Raw genomic sequence first — 18,277 nt, 5'->3', positions numbered from 1 at the left:
GTGAATGAAGAAGCTTTTTTAAGCGAAAAAAGGTGGTACCGTTCTAGAATCTAGAGCCCTTTTCCCAAGTGGAAAAGGGCTTTTTTTTTATATTTTAAGGTGGTGGTTTTCATGGAATCTGATATTAGTGGCATTACTAATTGCTGCAACGTTTATATCGTCAATCAAAATGATAATTATTGGAGGAAAAATTTATGGAAGAAACAAAAACTTATTCATGGAAACAACTATTGATGGTCAGTTCACTTATCTTCGGGATGTTCTTCGGGTCAGGTAATCTAATCTTTCCTGTCCACTTAGGTCAAATGGCTGGCGCAAACTGGGTCAGTGCTGGCGTAGGATTTGCCATCTCAGGCGCTCTTTTCCCATTACTAGCTATCTTAGCTGTAGTAGTGACAAAAAGTGATGGTCTGTATGACTTAGCTAAACCTGTCGGAAAATGGTATGCTGCCTTGTTCTTAATCCTTGTTCATTTGACGATCGGACCATTTTTCGGTACACCACGGACAGCTGCTACTGCTTTTGAAATGGCTGCTAAACCATTTTTGCCTGAAAAATATAATTCATTAGGTATGTTTTTATTCTCTGCTCTTTTCTTTTTACTTGCTTATTTCCTTACTGTCCATCCCACACGGTTGGTCAAATACGTCGGAAAGTATCTAAACTCCTTGTTTCTTGCATTATTAGCAATCATTTTTGTCGTTTCTTTATTCCACCCAATGGGAAATCTAAATCAATCTGCTGCAGATACTTACCAAACAAACGCTTTAACAAATGGTGTCCTAGAAGGTTATAACACGGTTGATGCAGTAGCCTTGCTTGCCTTAAGTGTCACTTTTGTCCATGCAGTCCGTGACCTTGGTTTCAAAGATAAAAAAGTCACAGAATTAACAGCAAAAGCTGGTAGCCTGAGCGTTGCGCTAGAAGTCATGATCTATTTTGGTCTTGTTCTTCTCGGTGCGATGAGTTTGAATAAGATGTCTTTATCAGAAAATGGCGGAACTGCACTTTCTCAGATCACTAATTTTTATTTAGGTAACTTCGGCGCTAGCTTCTTAGGAGTGATGGTCACATTAGGTGTCTTCACTACCGCTATGGGACTCGTTGTTTCTTTTGCACAAGATTTCCATAAACTGTTCCCTAAAGTCAGTTATATGACATGGCTGCGGTTAACGACTTTCGTCTCTTTTGTCGTTGCAAATGCTGGTTTGGACAATATCATCCAATGGTCTTTACCAGTATTGATGCTTTTGTATCCATTGTCGCTTGCGTTGATCTTGCTTTCCTTAACAGCAAAATTTTTCCAAAAGACACCATTTGTCTATCAAGTAACGATGTTGTTTGCTGCTGTTCCCGCCGTATTGGATATGCTGGCAAATTCGCCTGCTTTAGTGAGTCAACAAAGAGTTGTAGCAAGCATGCTCGAATTTTATCATCATCACGTTCCTTTTGCTGCATTAGGACTTGGTTGGATGGTCCCAACGTTACTTGGTTACGCTGGCAGCTTACTCTTCTATTACGCCTATCGCCTATCAGGGTACAAGCAAGAAGCAAATGAACTACCAGAAGAATAACCAGATCAAACACAATTTAACCTAAGAAATATTAAACAGGAAAAAACCAGCTAGATGAAAGAATCCTATTCTTTCGTCTAGCTATTTTTTAGTTCTTTTTTTTACGAGCACAAAAAAACTGCGGACAATGATTGTCCGCAGTTTAAATGATAAAATTAAGATTGTAATAGTTCTTTCACAATGGCATTTACTTGGTTTCCATCTGCTTTTCCTTTGACTTTAGGCATGATCGCACCCATGACTTTGCCAAATTCTTTCATTGATGAAGCACCAGTTTGTGTGATTGCTTCTTGAACAAGTTGTCGAATTTCTTCGTCGGAAAGTTGTTCCGGCATGTATTTTTCGACTATCACAATTTCACTTTTTACTTTTTCAGCTAAATCGTCACGTCCTGCTTCTTCAAACTCATGCAAAGAATCACGTCGCTGTTTCATTTCGCGAGACAACACCGTTAATTCTTCTTCTTCTGTCAAGTCGTGACCTTCTTTAATCTGCTCGTTTTGTATAGATGACTTGATCATTCGGATGACTTGTAAAGATTCCTTATCTTTGGCTTTCATCGCTGTTTTCATGTCATCGTTTAATCTACTTAGTAGTGACACACTACCAACTCCAATTCATCACAGAACTAGAATTTTTTGCGTTTTCTAGCTGCTTCAGATTTTTTCTTGCGTCTTACACTTGGTTTTTCGTAGAATTCACGTTTACGAGATTCTTGTAAAGTACCCGCTTTTGACACGGAACGTTTGAAGCGACGAAGAGCATCGTCAAGTGATTCGTTTTTGCGAACGACTGTTTTTGACATGTTAATTCCCTCCCTCCGAGCTTAAAAAGTAACCGTAATTGTTATTGAAATATATCTCAAAAAACAAGACTGTCCTGTAAATATTATATCTAATGCTGTTTTGACCGTCAAGGAAATCTTGCTTTTTTTTAAAATTATCAAATGTTATTTTATTTAAATCCTTATTGACAATTTTCACATCTTCCGAAAATCTCGAATCTATGCCCTTCGATCGTACATCCAACGAGCTGTTCTTCGAAATAATTCATTGGACACATATGGATTTCTTTCGTTGTTCCGCACACCGTACAGATAAAGTGATGGTGATGGCCGATTTCCCCTTGACAGCAATGAAAACGAAACTTCATCTCTCCATTTAAATCGGTTTCTTCCAGTAAATCGATTTCTGCAAAATCATGGAGATTTCGATAAATCGTATCGTAACTTACTCCTTTGAATTCCTGATTCATATAGTCAAAAACTTCTTTAGCGGATACGTAGCGATTGCGCTTCACTAAATAAGTTAACAATGCTTCTCTTTTTTTAGTATATTTAAAACCGTTATTTTTCAATGTTTCTAGTGATTGTTCGATCAATGTCTGTTTTTTCATGACTTATTCCTCCAAATCAAAATGATTACGAAGTACACATTCTAGAGTATGGTATAATAAACATAAAAAAAATGCAAGTGAGGTTTTATCCATGTCTTCCGATTCTACAGAAATCGTTACTTTTTTTGTCATCTCCGACTCTGCTGGAGAAACTGCGACAAAATTAGCGCAAGCCACTATGGCCCAATATCCTAGCGTTGAGTTCAATTTATTCCGCAGAACATTTGTGACAGATGAGAAAACATTGATGCAGGCACTGCAAGATGCACTAGAAGAAAAAGCTCTTGTCTTACACACATTGATCAATCAAGAATTGATCGAGATGACGCGTTCTTTTTGTGAAGAACATCAATTATTTAGTTTTGATGTGATGACTCCGCCGATATCAGAAATCGAGCGCTTAACTGGTATCAAGCCCATTCGGCAACCTGGCGCCCTTCATTTATTGAATGAAAACTATTTCAAACGGATCAAAGCAATGGAATTTGCTGTAAAATACGATGACGGGAAAGATCCGCGTGGGTTTCTAGAAGCAGATGTCGTTTTGCTAGGCGTATCCCGAACTTCCAAAACGCCTCTGAGCTTGTTTTTAGCTAACAAAAATTTAAAAGTTGCCAATCTACCTTTGATCCCACAAGCACATATTCCCAAACAGCTTTGGGAGATCGATCCTAAAAAAATCGTGGGACTGACGAATAACCCAGATATTTTAAACAATATCCGTAAAGAACGGATGCGCTCTTATGGATTAAATCCTGATACTGCTTATTCCGATATCGAAAAAATACGAGCTGAACTCGATTTTGCGAATGATCTTTATGAAAAACTGGGCTGCGTAGTAATCAATGTCGCTTCTTTATCTATTGAAGAAACAGCTTCGCTTATTTTGAATGCTTTAGACCTAGAAGATCATAGTTATTATGGAACTGAAACCACCGAAGAAACAGACTAACAGTTTTTCTTGTCTTTTTCTTAAAAAAAACTGGACTGTGTCAGCGAAGAAGATTCGTTGATACAGTCCAGTTTGTCTCTATTTGCACCTATCGTTATTGATGTTCCACATGTTTGAGCGTCTGGTTCAAAATATCCAGTACGTGAGAATCATCAAGACTATACAAAATCGCTTTTCCCTCACGATGGGACTTGACGACATGGTTTTCTCTTAATAAACGCAGTTGATGCGATACAGCAGATTGTTCCATTTCTACTGCTTGGGTGATTGCTGTCACATTTTGTTCCCCGTCTTTCAGATACAGCAGAATTTTGAGACGAGTGGGGTCACTCAACATTTTGAATAGTTGGCTGACTTTCTCTACTTTTGTTTTTTGCGTGTCTGGCAATCCATTCACCTCCAACTTGAAAAAAGACTGACTTCTAAAGTTTACCACTTTTTCCATCAGTCTCAAGTTTTTTTATTCTTCTGTCATCTTTTGGATAATCGCTTCATAAGCGGCTACTTTTTCAGCTGCGTCTTCTGAAGAGTTTCCTTTTACACCGATATAAAACTTGATTTTCGGCTCAGTTCCTGAAGGACGGATAGCGATCCAGCCATTTTCTTCCAGCGTATACTTCAATACATCAGATGGCGGTGTCGTTAGTTTTTCTACATTTCCTTCACGGTTTGTTCTCGTCAACTCTTTGAAGTCTTCTGTTTGGATGACTTTTGCTCCGGCAAATTCTGTTGGTGCTTCTTCACGGAATTTTTCCATCAAAGCAGAGATTTTCGCAGAGCCTTCTTGTCCGCTCATTGTCACAGAAATCGTTTTTTCTGCGTAGTAGCCATAGGTTTCAAAAATCGTTTGCAAGCCATCATACAACGTTTTGCCTTGTTTTTTATAGTAAGCTGCTACTTCTGCTAATAAGAGCAATGCTTGGATCGCGTCTTTGTCGCGAACGAAAGGTTTAACTAAATAACCGTAACTTTCTTCGAATCCGAACATAAAAGTATGGGAATGATCTTCTTCAAATTGTTGAATTTTTTCAGCAATGAATTTGAATCCTGTCAATACATTGAACATGGTAGCCCCATAGTGTTCCGCAATTGCTGTAGGTAATTCGCTAGAAACGATCGATTTCAATACCGCTGCGTTTTCAGGTAAAGTGCCTCGCGATTGGTGTGCTTCCAAAATATATTGAGCAAACAGTGCTCCGATTTGGTTTCCGGTCAATACTTCATAGGAGCCATTTGGCAAACGAACGGCTGCACCTAAACGGTCTGCATCAGGATCTGTTGCAATCAGCAAATCAGCGCCTTCTTTCTCGCCAAGTCGTATCGCATACTCAAAAGCAGAGTGTTCTTCTGGATTTGGTGATTTGACTGTAGTGAAATCTGGGTCTGCGACAGCTTGTTCTGGAACTAGTACGAATTGTTCGAATCCAGCTTGTTTCAACGCACGTTCGCCTAACATTTTTCCTGTTCCGTGAAGTGGTGTGTACACAAGTTTCAAATCTTTCCCCATTGTTTCCACCAATTCATGATCAATCGTTACTGCTTTGATTTCTTCTAGATAAGCGGCATCCACTTCTTCTCCGATGATCGTGATCAATCCGCTATGTTCAGCTTCTTCGTCAGATAATACTTCAACTTTTAACGGATTGCTGACTTCACGGACATATTTCGTCAATGCATCTGCGTCTGCAGGAGGCATTTGTCCCCCATCTTCTCCATAGACTTTATATCCGTTGTAAGCTGCTGGATTGTGGGATGCAGTTACCATGATTCCCGCAAACGTCTTCAAATGACGGACTGCAAAAGAAAGCTCTGGTGTTGGACGTAGACTTTCGAATACATAAGATGGGATATTGTGATGTGCTAATGTTTTGGCTGCTTCCATGGCAAATTCTGGTGATTGATGGCGTGAGTCATAAGCGATAGCGACACCTCGGCGTTTTGTTTCTTCGCCTTGTGTATCCATGAAACGTGCAAGTCCTTCTGTTGCTTGTCTTACCGTATAGATGTTCATTCGATTGATCCCAGGCCCTAAGATTCCCCGCATGCCTGCAGTACCGAATTCCAACGGTGCATAAAAAGCATCTTCAAGTTTTTCAGGATCTTCACCCAGATCATTTAATTGTTTTTTTAAGTTTTCTTCTAAATTTTCTTCATGTACCCATTGTTCATACACTTGTTCCCAAGACATGAAAATAACACCTCTTTCTGAAATATGGTTCTTAATAAGTATAGCATTCACTTATTAGATATGAAAGTATGAGGACCAAAAAACGCTTAAATCAAGAAAGGATTCTTTTATCAAGCACGGTTGCAAGTATTCGCATAAATCGGATTCAGTAGATTTCACGCGAAAAAAAAGAGTAAAAGAACAATTGAAACCGTTCTTCCACTCTTTTTAAACTTATGCAGTTGTTTCTTCTAAAGATTCCAAGTATTTATACACTTGTTGTCCAGCGATCCCACCATCACCAACAGCAGTAGTGATTTGTCGCAAATCTTTTTCACGAACATCTCCGATGGCAAAAACGCCTGGTATATTCGTCTTCATTTCGTTGTCTGTTGGAATCCAGCCAGCTTCGTTCGTCAACCCTGCTTCTCTAAATGGTGCAGTTAATGGATCCAGTCCAACATAGATGAATACTCCGTCTGCTGCCAAATCAAACTCATTGCCGGTTTTGACATTACGTGCTTTCACACCTGTCACTACCGTTTCATTCCCAACGATTTCGTCAACGACTGTATCCCACATAAAGGAAATTTTTTCATTCGCAAATGCACGGTCTTGGATGATCTTTTGTGCACGTAATTCATCTCTACGGTGGACGATGACTACTTCAGAAGCAAATTGTGTCAAATAGATGGCTTCTTCTACTGCTGAGTCTCCTCCTCCGATCACTACTAGACGTTTGTTACGGAAAAACGCACCATCACAAACTGCACAGTAAGAAACGCCACGTCCAGCAAATTCTTCCTCGCCAGGTACGCCTAATTTACGGTGGATACAGCCTGTTGCGATAATGACTGTTTTTCCTTCGTAAGTTTTATCTTCACAAATAACTTCTTTGTGGCTGCCGTGATCCTTGATATCTTGCACGATTCCATAAGCATTTTCTATCCCAAATCTTGAAACACCTTCATACATCTTATAAGCTAGATCAGGACCCATGATTGAATCGAAACCAGGATAGTTTTCGATTTCTGCCGTATTGTTCATTTGGCCGCCAGGGGCGCCTTGTTCGATCATCAATACGGATAAGTTTGAACGTGAAGCATATAAAGCAGCAGTCATCCCAGCAGGACCTGCGCCAATAACGATTACATCATACATATGTAGATTCTCCTTTACTTAATCAAGTAAGCATACTTTACAGCCAATGCGAAAAAAAGTCTATTGTTCTGCTTGCGTTTCTCGAATAGCTTTATTATACTCGAAAAATCCGCTGAAAAACAATAGACTTTTATAAATCATTGATCAATCATTCGAAAGATTTTCTCCATTTGAATCAATTACTTTTTTATACCAGTTGAATGATTTCTTCTTCGAACGGGCTAATGTGCCATTTCCCTCGTTGTCACGATCGACATAAATGAATCCGTACCTTTTTTTCATCTCACCTGTACCAGCTGATACTAAATCAATACATCCCCAAGTCGTATAGCCTAATAGATCGACTCCATCTAATTCTACTGCATCTTTCATTGCCTGGATATGTGCTGCCAGATAGTCGATTCGATAATCATCTTCCACATAACCATTCTCATCGGGCGTATCGACTGCACCTAAGCCGTTTTCTACAATAAATAGTGGTTTTTGATAACGATCATAAATATCATTCATCGTTATTCTCAAGCCTAATGGATCAATTTGCCAACCCCATTCACTTGCTTCCAGATATGGATTTTTGACAGAAGCAAAGATATTTCCTGCAGTCTGTTCCAAGAGTTCGTTGTCAGTAGTCGAAACTCGAGAAGAATAATAAGAAAAGGAGATAAAATCAACAGTATGTTCTTTCAGCAATGCGGTATCCCCAGGTTCCATTTTGATCTGAATGCCATTTCGTTCCATTTCTTTCAATGCATAAGCGGGATATTCTCCTCGTGACTGGACATCAATGAAGAAATAATTTTCTCGATCTGATTTTCTAGAAGCCCAAACATCTTCAGGATTGCAAGTGTATGGATAATATGCTCCTGCTGCCAGCATACAGCCTACTTTGTTCTCCGGATCTACTTCATGAGCAATCTTCGTTGCGATGGCACTTGCAACCAACTCATGATGTGCCGCTTGATATTTGATTTGTTCTTCATTTTCTCCTTCTTCAAAATACAGCCCTGCGCCCATGAATGGTGCATGAAGGATCATATTGATCTCATTGAATGTCAACCAATATTTGACAAGTCCTTTATAGCGATTGAAGATGACTCGGCACAGATTTTCATAAAAACCAACAAGTTCTCTGGAACGCCACGCACCATATTCTTTGATCAAATGCATCGGACAATCAAAATGTGTAATCGTCACAAGCGGCTCGATCCCGTACTTTTGACATTCTTTAAAGACGTCCTCATAAAATTTCAAACCAGATTCATTTGGCTCTTTTTCATCGCCCATTGGAAAAATACGACTCCAAGCAATGGACATCCGATAAGTCTTGAACCCCATTTCTGCAAACAAAGCAATATCTTCCTTATAATGATGATACATATCGATCGCAATTTTTGCTGGATAAAAATGATCCTCATCAAATTCAAACATTTTCTTTTTTCCAGTAATGACAGGAAAACGGTCTTCTCCGATTGGCACAACATCTACGTTCGCTAACCCACGTCCGCCTTCATCATAACCGCCCTCGCATTGATTGGCTGCTGTAGCACCGCCCCATAAAAAATCTTTTCTGAATCCCATCATACTTCCTCCATTACATGTGTATTGCTTGATAATTCTCTTGCCAGTTCATCTTGGACTTCGATTCCTTCTGCTTTTAACCGGCTGATTGTTTCCTTGAATTGCGGTAAATACTGCTGATGTGCAATAAACAACTCATCCATGATCCGTTTTGCTGTCTTTCCTGATCGTATAAGTGGATTGATCGTAAACGCTTGTAAAGCTGTTCCATAATCACCAGTCACGGCTGCTTCGATCGTCAGCAATTCCATATTCTTCATTACTTGCAACCAGCCTCTTTCAGCAGCAGGAAGGGAACCAAACGCTACATTTCGTGCGCCTTGTGCGCCAACATAGGCAGTGACTTCTACTACACAATCTGCCGGCAGATCAGGAACAGCTCCATCATTCTTTGTAGATACCACGATCTGTGTTTCTTTATTTCCATAGATCGAAGCAATCGTTTCACAGGCAGCATCTGAATAATAAGCACCACCTCGTTTTTGCAATTGTTCAGGTTTATGATCCAATTCTGGATCTTTGTATAATTCAAACAGCTCTGCTTCTGTTTCTTTCACTTGCTGCGCTCTTGTACCAATCGTTTGATATTCTTCTAAAGCATGTTCCAGCATTTCTTCTTCACGATAGTAATAGCGGTGGTAGCCACAAGGGATCATGTTCATTTGTTTTAATTGTTCTTTGAAAAACGGGATGTCAAAGATATTTTTCGGCAATCCATTGTCTTCATCGTATAAACGATCAATCAATTCTGCCGTGCGGTCATTTCCTTTATTATCTGCTACTTTGTGCCAATGGAAATGATTTAGACCGGCAAACTTGTAGATCAACTCTTCTTTTTTCTTGCCAAGCATTGTTGGTTCTGTCATCATCGCCATTACTGGCACATTACATAATCCGATCACTTTATCCCATTTGCCATATCTGATAACTGCTTCTGTCACCATCCCACTTGGGTTCGCGAAATTGATCAGCCAAGCATTTGGACATAAACGCTTCATGTCTTCAACGATTGCCAAAACCACTGGAACAGTACGAAAAGCTTTGAATATCCCGCCAGCACCATTTGTTTCTTGCCCAATCATCCCATAATAACTAGGGATCCGCTCGTCTTTGATTCGTGCATCTAATTGACCGACACGAAACTGAGTCGTAACAAAATCCGCATCTTTCAATGCTTCTTCCCGATCCAGAGTTGCATAGATTTTGACTTCATACGGAGAAGCATCCCACATACGCTGAGACATCTGACTGACGATCTCAAGCTTTTCTTTTCCTTCTTCTACATCTACGAGCCAGATTTCTCGTATCGGTAATTCCTCATATCTTTTGATAAATCCTTCCATCAACTCGGGGGTGTAACTGCTGCCTCCACCAATCGTAGCGATTTTGATTCCTTTTGCCATGTTCTCACTCCTTTACTTTTTACACTTTTATTATCTTTTTTGTAAACAAAACAAACAATAGAAATTCGTTTCTTTCCAGTAACATTTACAAAAGTTAGTGTTTTCTACTGGATTTTTGTAAATATCTTGTCAAAAAATGTCTTTATTAAGCTATATAACATAAATCCGTTTACAAATCATTTTCAAAAAAGTTATAATTTACGTAAAAAAACAAGAAGAAGGTATCTACATGTTATTACGTGAAAAAATCAAAGAAATCTCCTTTTCTCCTTCAGAAAATGAAGTGATTCAGTTTCTCTTAATTGATTCTCCAGCACTTGGCGAAATGACCATCCAAGAGATCGCTGAGCGATGTTATGTCCACCCGTCCACACTCATCCGTGTAGCAAAAAAAATGGGTTTTGATGGCTGGGTCAGTTTTCGTAATGCTTTTTTAGCTGAAACAGCCTATCTTGAAGGGAATTTTCAAGACGTAGATGCGAATCTTCCTTTTTCCACCACAGACGGTATTATGACGATCGCAAATAAAATGGCTTCTTTAGAACAGATGACGATTCAAGATACACTTTCTCTCATTCATCATGACCAACTGCAAAAAGCCAAACAACTAATGCTTCAAGCAAAAAAAATCGTGATCTTCGCTAGTAATTCCAATACACTGATTTCGCAAGATTTCATGCTGAAAATGAAACGCATCAAAATGGATGTCACGATTGTCACCACTTTTGGCGAATCGTTCTATGAAGCGTACAATTGCACGAGTGATATGTGCGGGATTCTGATTTCTTATACGGGTGAAAACAATGTGATCCTTCGTACCGCAGAAATATTGAAACAAAATCATGTGCCAATTTTAGCTTTGACCAGTATCGGTGATTCAACGCTATCTTCAATGAGTACAGCCTCTTTGCGTCTTACGACACGCGAGCGACTGTATTCAAAAATTGGTAATTTTACGATCAATACATCGATTTGTTATCTTCTAGACGTGTTATATAGTTGTGTTTTTGCAGAAAATTATCAACAGAATTTAGTCCATCTAATTTCTGTAGGACAAAAATTTGATAAACGCCCTATCAGCTCAGCCATCATGAAAGAGCCTTTCAATTTTGAAAATAAAGAAGTGGACTAAAAAGAATAGTTAAGCCTAGTCCATTCTTTCACCTAACCGTTCAGGTCAGTGCGGTGATAAGTGCATCGTCTGGCCCGACCGTCTCCCCTTGATTTTCCAAAATATCCAAATAATCCATGTAATTGGTGACAATCACAGGTGTTTCTAAACTGTATCCTTCCTCTTCGATTTTCTTTTTGTCGAAGCGAAGCAACAGATCGCCTTGTTTCACTCTTTCTCCTTGCTGCACCAAGCTTTCAAAATATTTCCCTTCCAACTGAACAGTATCCAATCCGACATGAATCAGCAATTCCAGACCTGCTTCAGAAACCATCCCGATTGCATGTTTCGTCGGAAACAGGGACATGACTGTTCCGTCAAAAGGGGCACGTACTTCTCCTTTTTCAGGGTAGATCAAGATTCCTCGACCTAGTGTTCCTTGTGCAAAAGCTGCATCCTTTGCTGCATTCAGTGGAGCGATTTGTCCTTGTATCGGTGTTTTTACAATTTCTTTACCTGATCTTTTCTGTCTATCATCTGTTTCATCTGCTTCCTCCTTCCAAAAGAAAAAAGTCAGCGCAAAGGATACCACCATCGCAATGGCGATCCCAATCAATACATTAATCACATCTGTTAAATCACCATCTGGTCTAATATAGTTGGGAATTGTAAAGATGCCTAGTCCACCTTGATTCCAAGAAGTTAAATTCATTAACCCACTATACGCGCCCCCTAACGCACCACCGACACAGGTAAAAATAAATATTTTTTTACGTGGCAATGTAAACCCATAAATAGCTGGCTCTGTAATCCCCACAATACCAGAAACAATGGCTGGTATTGCAATTGCTTTGTCTTTTGGGTTTCTAAGCTTAAAGTAGAGTGCAGTAAGTGCTGCAGTTTGTCCAAAAGACACTACTGCAACAGGTGTCATGATATTTTGCCAGCCATTCACAGAAAATTGCATCAATCCCATTGGTACGATTGCCCAATGGAGACCAAACATCACTAGAATTTGCCAGAAGAAGCCTACGATTGCTCCATAAATAACTGGCGAAAGTGCTAAAAGTGTTTCAAATCCAGCCATTAAAATATCAGTTGCGAATGTGAATGCTGGTCCAACGAGTAAAAAACCTAAGGGCATTGTAATAAGAACGGTGAAGAATGGAACGAAGAAATTCGCGATCATCTCAGGTACTAACTTTTTAATTGGCTTCTGAATTTGGCTAGCTAACAACACAATAAAGATAATGGGAATGACAGAAGAAGCGTAGTTACGCGCAATCCAGGGAATGCCGAATACTGTTTGATAAATAGGTGCTTCAAAAATAGTACCAGAAAATATGGTCGTCAGTGGTACTTCTGCTGCACCACTCAAAGCTTCCAGCGACAAGCTAGGATTCATTAATGCTGCCCCAAGCAACATCCCTACGAATTCATTTACTTTAAATTTACGGGCAGCTGTTAAACCGATAATAACAGGCATAAATTGGAATACAGAATCACCGATATTATCAAACATAACAAATGTGCCAGAACCGCGGTCAAATGCGCCTAAGAAGACAAGTAATGCTGTCAGTCCACGAATCATCCCACCAGCAGCTAGGATAGCAAGGAATGGCTGGAAACAGCCCGATATTCCATCAATAAGCATATCAAACGGTCTCATTTTTTCTGTTGAAACAGCCTCATCAAAAGTAAGATTTCCTGCTTTTATAACCTCTTCAAACACGACTGGCACATGATTCCCGATGACAACTTGGTACTGTCCTCCCGCTCGCATTACCGTCACAACACCGTCCATATTTTTCAAGATCTCATCATTTGCTTTTTCTTCGTTTTTTAATTTGAAACGAAGTCTTGTGATACAATGTGTCAAACCATTGATATTTTCCTTTCCGCCGACATTTTCTACGATTTTGCTCGCTAATTCTTGGTATTTTCCCATTTCTATTCCCTCCAATTTATTAGTGGAAGGTTTAGCCAACTGAATGTCACTACCCTTATTTCATACGTTCTTGTTAATTTATCCTCCTTTTTTTATTTATTTACAACGATTCTCATGCACTAAACGCGCAGTATGGATCGTTAAATACATTTTTTCGTCCGTGGACATCTGGTAGTTGAATGCCTCGGCTAAAAAGTCTGCTATTTTCTCAACGCAACTAAACGTGTCCTTATATTTTTTTTGAATAACCTGGAACAATTCCTCAGAAACTTCTCCCACTTCTGTTTTTTCTCCATCTAGGACGCGTGTTAGAAAAAAACGTAGGTGTGTGACGAATCGAAAAAAATGGACTGAATCTTCATCAAATGTAATCTTATAGTAATAGCGGACGATATTTAGAATATCCTGTATTGTTGTAGTAAACAGGTAGGTATTGTCTTGTTGGCTTTGAATGCCTTGTGCATTGACTAAATGCAATGCGATAAATCCGGCTTCATCTTCTGATAACTTGATGTGGTATTTATCCGAGATTTTCTTTACTGTTTTTTTCCCGATGGCATACTCTTTAGGAAACAGTTGCTTGATATCATACAGCAATACATTTGGTACAAATATTCCCATTTTGTGACGTTCGATAGCCGTATACAAATGATCCGTCAATGCAATATACACTGAATCATTCAACTGGACTTGTAGAGCCTCTTTTGTATATTCAATGATTTCACAAGAAATTTCTAAGTACTCAAGAGGAATCGCTTGTGCCAATTCTTGGAACTGTTGTGAAAGTCCGTCATTTGTCAACTGAAATTTTTTGTCGATGCATGAGTCAAAAATCGGGTCACCCACTTTCTTTTTGAATGCCAAACCTTTTCCCATCACAATCATTTCCTGATTTCTTTCATCTCTGGTTATTACGACGTTGTTATTCAGTACTTTCTCAATCAGCATGTTTTGCTCCTTTCCATGATATATAGGGCTGTATCCAAAACAAAAAGAAAAACCCAAAAAGCCGTCCATGGAACCATGGGAGACTCATCAGGTTTAGCTTGCATCAGGCAATCACTATCCAAGTTGTATCGTTTTCTTTATATTATCGAAAGCAAGCACTTTTGTCAACGCTTTCTTAGTGGCTATTAGACACTTCTGACTAGCTATCGTAACTTTTTTAAATCTGGTAACTACGACACTACCGCTCACAGATGAAGAATCTGGGAAGCTCTGTTTTATTTTCACTCTAGCGCTTAGGTCAAAATGCTATTATGCTACTGTCACAACTTCTAATATACGGTGTTCCAGTACCAGCTTATCGGTGATAAGCCAAATTTATGCAAAAATGTGGAAAACCTTTTTTACAAATTTTTTCTTATCACCTAAAGCTGAACGGAGCACTGTCACAACCTCTTTTTACACACCACTGCTTTGCAGTTTGTACATATCTGCATACAAACCATTTTGCGCTAGAAGTGTTTCATGATTCCCGCGTTCTACTATATGACCTTTGTCTAAAACTAAAATCAATTCTGCATCCCGAATCGTGGACAGCCGATGGGCAATCGCAATCGTTGTCCGTCCTTGTCGCATTTTTGCCAATCCTTCTTGGATCAATCCTTCTGTTTCAGTATCGATATTTGCTGTCGCTTCATCCAATACTAGTATTTTAGGATCTGTCACGATTGTTCGCGCAAAAGTGATCAGCTGTCGTTGTCCGCTAGAATAGCTGGCACCGTGTTCGATCACTTTTGAGTGATATCCTTTTGGTAATTCATCGATGAACTTGTTTGCTTGAACAAACTCAGCTGCATGGCGAATCTGTTCGTCTGTGATAGCTGGATTCATCATCCGGATATTTCCTGCGATATCTCCATAAAACAAGAAGGCATCTTGCAAGACCAATCCCATTTTCTTACGTAACTCTTCCATTGGATATTCTCGAATGTCATGATCATCAATCAAGATCTGGCCTTCATAAAATTCGTAAAACCGCATCAATACGTTGATGATCGAGCTTTTCCCGCTTCCGGTGTGCCCCACTAATGCAACGGTCTCTCCCGGATTAGCGACAAAAGAGATATTGTTCAATACATTGTGCTCTCCATCATAAGAAAAGCTTACATTGCGAAACTCGATCTTACCTGAAGTAATCGCTTGATCTGCTCCAGGATTTTGTTGCGGTGCATATTCTTCTGTATCCATGATTTTCAAAATACGACTACCGGCAACCATTCCATCTGTAAAGGTGCTCAAAAAGTCCATCATTTGAGACATTGGATTAAAAAATCCCTGGACATAGGTCGTAAATGCATAGATCAGTCCAACTTCTACGGGAGAATGCAACGCATCGATCCCAAACAAAGTCAACGCCAACGCAATCGCCAATGCATATAGAAAATTGATGATCGGACTTAACAGAATCGAATTCGTTTTGATCATCGCGTAGCGCGTGTCTAAATACTCGTTGTTCACTTGTTCAAATTCTTTAGCTAAACGAGCTTCTTGGCGAAACTGCTGGATAATACGCATGCCGGAAATCGATTCATTCAATTTCGTGTTCAGCTGACTTAATTTTTCCCGCATATTCCGGTAAATACGAGAACTGAATTTCTGGTAATACCAGATGACGATTCCTAAAATCGGCAAGAACACCAAAGTCCACAAGGCAATTTCTCCATTGATTTGAAACATGGCAATGAAGGAAGAAACGACTGCAAAGATCCCAGTCAATACCATCAAAAAGACATACCAAAATTCAAATAGCGTTTCTGTGTCATTTGTCACTCGAGAAACGGTCGATCCTGCCGGTGTCTGATCAAAATAACGCATACCTAGTGTATGCAGCTTTTCAAATAATCTTACCCGAACATACTGATAGGTCTTCAATGAAGCCATGGAATACAAATACCATTGGAAAAACCAAATGATACTTTTGACTATGACTCCAAACAAGTACATACCAGCAAAAAACAAAATAACTTGTGTCGTAGCCGACTGTTTAGCCAGATGATCATCCATAAAAGTTTGGATGATCCTTGGCAATAGGACATTGATCACAGACAGAGCAAACGCAAATAAGATAGCAACGATGAACGTTCTTCTAAAAGGTTTGGCGAACTTCATCAGTCGTTTGATGATCTTCTTCTGTTCTTTAAGTGGAATCGATTTTGTCCATTCCGATTGATAATTTTCATCCATCAGGCCTCGCCTCCTTCTATCTTCGCTTCTAATTGCTGTTTCTCCCACATTCGTTCATACCAGCCGCCTAATGCAAGCAGCTCATGATGGGTTCCTCGTTCAATGATTTTCCCTTGATCGACAACAATGATTTCTTTTGCATGCATCACGTTGCTTAAACGGTGAGCTGCAATGATGGTTGTTTTCTCTTTTCTTATTTCTTTTAAATTATGCAAGATAGCTTCTTCTGTTTTGGCATCTACTGCAGAAAGTGCATCATCTAAGATCAGCAATTCAGGATTTTTGATCAATGCTCGAGCAATCGAAATCCTTTGTTTCTGTCCGCCAGATAAAGAGACTCCACGTTCTCCAACTAAGGTATCATAACCTTTTGGCAATTCCTTGATTTCATTGTTGATAAATGCTAAAGAAGCCGCATGCTCTACTTCTTCTTCTGAAAGTTTTGGATTAGAAAAACGGATATTATCTCGAATGGTCATCGAAAACAAGAAGTGATCTTGAGGCACATAGCCGATTGATCCTAATAAAGCATTCAATGAATATTCTTTGATCGAACGTCCGCCAAATTGGATTTTTCCTTGATAATCATCGTATTCACGCATCAGTAATTTGATGATTGTCGTTTTTCCCGCACCAGTTTTCCCAACAATACCTAATGTTTCTCCTTCTTGGATCACAAATTTGATTTGTTCTAATGCTGGTGATTCTTCTTTCGGATAGTTAAAAGAGGAAATAGCTACATTCAGCTCGCCTTTTGCCGGGGTCTGCACTGCACCCAGTTGTTCCACAATATGCGTCTTTTCATGCAAAAGTTCATTGACGCGATCATAAGAAGCATTTCCTCTTTCCAATACGTTGAACAATCGACCAATCGCAAACATCGGCCAAACAAGCATACCGATATAGCTAATAAATGAGACCATCTGCCCGATCGAGATCGTGCCTTCCAAGACATACTTTCCACCTAAAATAATTGTTGCAACATAAGACAGACCGATAATCAAGGTAATGAATGGATCAAATAAGGAGTCTAAAAAATTGACTCGTTTGTTTTTAATAATTGCATCTTCAATCTTTTCTTCAAAATCCGCGAGATCTTCTTTTTCTTGTCCAAATGTTTTAATGACTTTGATTCCAGTAATACTTTCTTGTGTCTTATCATTGATACTAGAAAAAGCTTCTTGCGAATCACGAAAAGCATCGTGGAGTTTTGACCCCAGCACTCGTGAAGTAACGGCTAGTAAAGGCAGAGGAATCAGCGCAATCAGTGTTAAGCGCCAATCAATAAACAAAATCATCGCAATGATCGTTGTTCCGCCCGTGATCACTGAATCTGCAAAGGTCAAGATACCAGCTCCTGCTACATTTTGGATTGCATTCAAATCATTCGTTGCATGAGCCATCAAATCTCCAGTCCGATATTTTTGGTAAAAGAGATTGTCCATTTCTGTAAAATGTTTGAATAGCTGCTGCCGAAGTTCTTTCTCCAACCGAGCTGCACTTCCCCAAATATTCGTCCGCCAGATATAACGAAAAAGATATTGTAAGAGAGCTGCAAGGATCAATAATAAGATCCACCAGGAAATGATCTTTATTGATAAATTTTTATCGGCAATCTCATCAATGATGATCCCAATCACTTTTGGAGGAACTAACTGTACCAAGGCCACTGCGAATAGGGAGAAAATCCCAATTAAATAATGTTTCTTTTCCTGTCGAAAAAACCAACCTAATTTTCTAAAAATCGACATTTTACTCCTCCTTTGTCTTTATCAAGAGCATAGGATTGTCTGTGCTTG

The 18,277-nt window shown here is 39.4% G+C and carries 15 protein-coding genes; 3 read left to right on the top strand and 12 right to left on the bottom strand.

Features of this window, described 5'->3' with window-relative positions; all coding sequences use genetic code 11:
* Positions 1–194 precede the first annotated feature (194 nt).
* Positions 195–1,574 carry a branched-chain amino acid transport system II carrier protein gene (gene brnQ / locus AB3I00_RS00535; RefSeq protein WP_002291696.1) on the top strand — a complete coding sequence of 460 codons (1,380 nt, stop codon included), beginning with the start codon at positions 195–197 and terminating at the stop codon, positions 1,572–1,574.
* Positions 1,575–1,729: 155 nt separating this feature from the next.
* Here brnQ and AB3I00_RS00530 read toward each other — a convergent pair whose 3' ends face one another.
* The 3 genes from AB3I00_RS00530 to AB3I00_RS00520 form a co-directional block, all read right to left on the bottom strand.
* On the bottom strand, positions 1,730–2,176 hold the full coding sequence (locus AB3I00_RS00530) for a GatB/YqeY domain-containing protein (RefSeq protein ID WP_002291695.1): 447 nt from the start codon (positions 2,174–2,176) through the stop codon (positions 1,730–1,732).
* Between the two features lie 26 nt (positions 2,177–2,202).
* Positions 2,203–2,379, bottom strand: a complete 177-nt coding sequence (gene rpsU / locus AB3I00_RS00525) for a 30S ribosomal protein S21 (protein WP_002287321.1) — start codon at positions 2,377–2,379, stop codon at positions 2,203–2,205.
* 161 nt (positions 2,380–2,540) lie between these two features.
* Positions 2,541–2,969 carry a Fur family transcriptional regulator gene (locus AB3I00_RS00520; RefSeq protein ID WP_368024585.1) on the bottom strand — a complete coding sequence of 143 codons (429 nt, stop codon included), beginning with the start codon at positions 2,967–2,969 and terminating at the stop codon, positions 2,541–2,543.
* 91 nt (positions 2,970–3,060) lie between these two features.
* On the opposite strand from AB3I00_RS00520, the gene AB3I00_RS00515 reads away from it, so the two are divergent.
* Positions 3,061–3,921, top strand: coding sequence for a pyruvate, water dikinase regulatory protein (locus tag AB3I00_RS00515; protein WP_002291694.1), 861 nt, complete (start codon positions 3,061–3,063; stop codon positions 3,919–3,921).
* Between the two features lie 94 nt (positions 3,922–4,015).
* Here AB3I00_RS00515 and AB3I00_RS00510 read toward each other — a convergent pair whose 3' ends face one another.
* The 5 genes from AB3I00_RS00510 to AB3I00_RS00490 form a co-directional block, all read right to left on the bottom strand.
* Entirely contained in the window at positions 4,016–4,366 is a 351-nt protein-coding gene (locus tag AB3I00_RS00510; RefSeq protein WP_002316410.1) for a helix-turn-helix transcriptional regulator, read from the bottom strand.
* A 15-nt stretch (positions 4,367–4,381) separates the two neighbouring features.
* Positions 4,382–6,109 (bottom strand): phospho-sugar mutase, encoded by a 1,728-nt coding sequence (locus AB3I00_RS00505; RefSeq protein WP_002291690.1) that lies wholly within the window; start codon positions 6,107–6,109, stop codon positions 4,382–4,384.
* A gap of 213 nt (positions 6,110–6,322) precedes the next feature.
* Complete coding sequence (gene trxB / locus AB3I00_RS00500; RefSeq protein ID WP_368024584.1) at positions 6,323–7,249, bottom strand: thioredoxin-disulfide reductase; 927 nt, start codon at positions 7,247–7,249, stop codon at positions 6,323–6,325.
* Positions 7,250–7,393: 144 nt separating this feature from the next.
* A complete protein-coding gene (locus tag AB3I00_RS00495) occupies positions 7,394–8,827 on the bottom strand; it encodes a 6-phospho-beta-glucosidase (RefSeq protein WP_368024583.1) in 1,434 nt (477 codons plus the stop codon).
* A complete protein-coding gene (locus tag AB3I00_RS00490) occupies positions 8,827–10,230 on the bottom strand; it encodes a 6-phospho-beta-glucosidase (protein WP_002305593.1) in 1,404 nt (467 codons plus the stop codon). The genes AB3I00_RS00495 and AB3I00_RS00490 overlap by 1 nt, the downstream gene beginning before the upstream one ends.
* Positions 10,231–10,459: 229 nt before the next feature.
* Here AB3I00_RS00490 and AB3I00_RS00485 point away from each other — a divergent pair, with 229 nt between their 5' ends.
* Complete coding sequence (locus AB3I00_RS00485; RefSeq protein ID WP_368024582.1) at positions 10,460–11,362, top strand: MurR/RpiR family transcriptional regulator; 903 nt, start codon at positions 10,460–10,462, stop codon at positions 11,360–11,362.
* Positions 11,363–11,402: 40 nt separating this feature from the next.
* Here AB3I00_RS00485 and AB3I00_RS00480 read toward each other — a convergent pair whose 3' ends face one another.
* The 4 genes from AB3I00_RS00480 to AB3I00_RS00465 all read right to left on the bottom strand — a co-directional run bounded on the left by AB3I00_RS00480 (position 11,403) and on the right by AB3I00_RS00465 (position 18,229).
* A complete protein-coding gene (locus AB3I00_RS00480; RefSeq protein WP_368024581.1) occupies positions 11,403–13,289 on the bottom strand; it encodes a beta-glucoside-specific PTS transporter subunit IIABC in 1,887 nt (628 codons plus the stop codon).
* Positions 13,290–13,385: 96 nt separating this feature from the next.
* On the bottom strand, positions 13,386–14,237 hold the full coding sequence (gene licT, locus AB3I00_RS00475) for a BglG family transcription antiterminator LicT (protein ID WP_025481706.1): 852 nt from the start codon (positions 14,235–14,237) through the stop codon (positions 13,386–13,388).
* Positions 14,238–14,693: 456 nt separating this feature from the next.
* Positions 14,694–16,478, bottom strand: a complete 1,785-nt coding sequence (locus tag AB3I00_RS00470; RefSeq protein ID WP_002400515.1) for an ABC transporter ATP-binding protein — start codon at positions 16,476–16,478, stop codon at positions 14,694–14,696.
* Entirely contained in the window at positions 16,478–18,229 is a 1,752-nt protein-coding gene (locus AB3I00_RS00465; protein WP_368024580.1) for an ABC transporter ATP-binding protein, read from the bottom strand. Before AB3I00_RS00465 ends, AB3I00_RS00470 begins: the two co-directional genes overlap by 1 nt.
* Positions 18,230–18,277 lie beyond the last annotated feature (48 nt).

It is taken from the genome of Enterococcus sp. C76 (genome assembly GCF_040886985.1).
In the GTDB taxonomy this organism is placed as follows: domain Bacteria; phylum Bacillota; class Bacilli; order Lactobacillales; family Enterococcaceae; genus Enterococcus_B; species Enterococcus_B lactis.
Note: the sequence above shows the minus strand (reverse complement) of the source record. Positions and strands in the feature narration are given on the sequence as shown.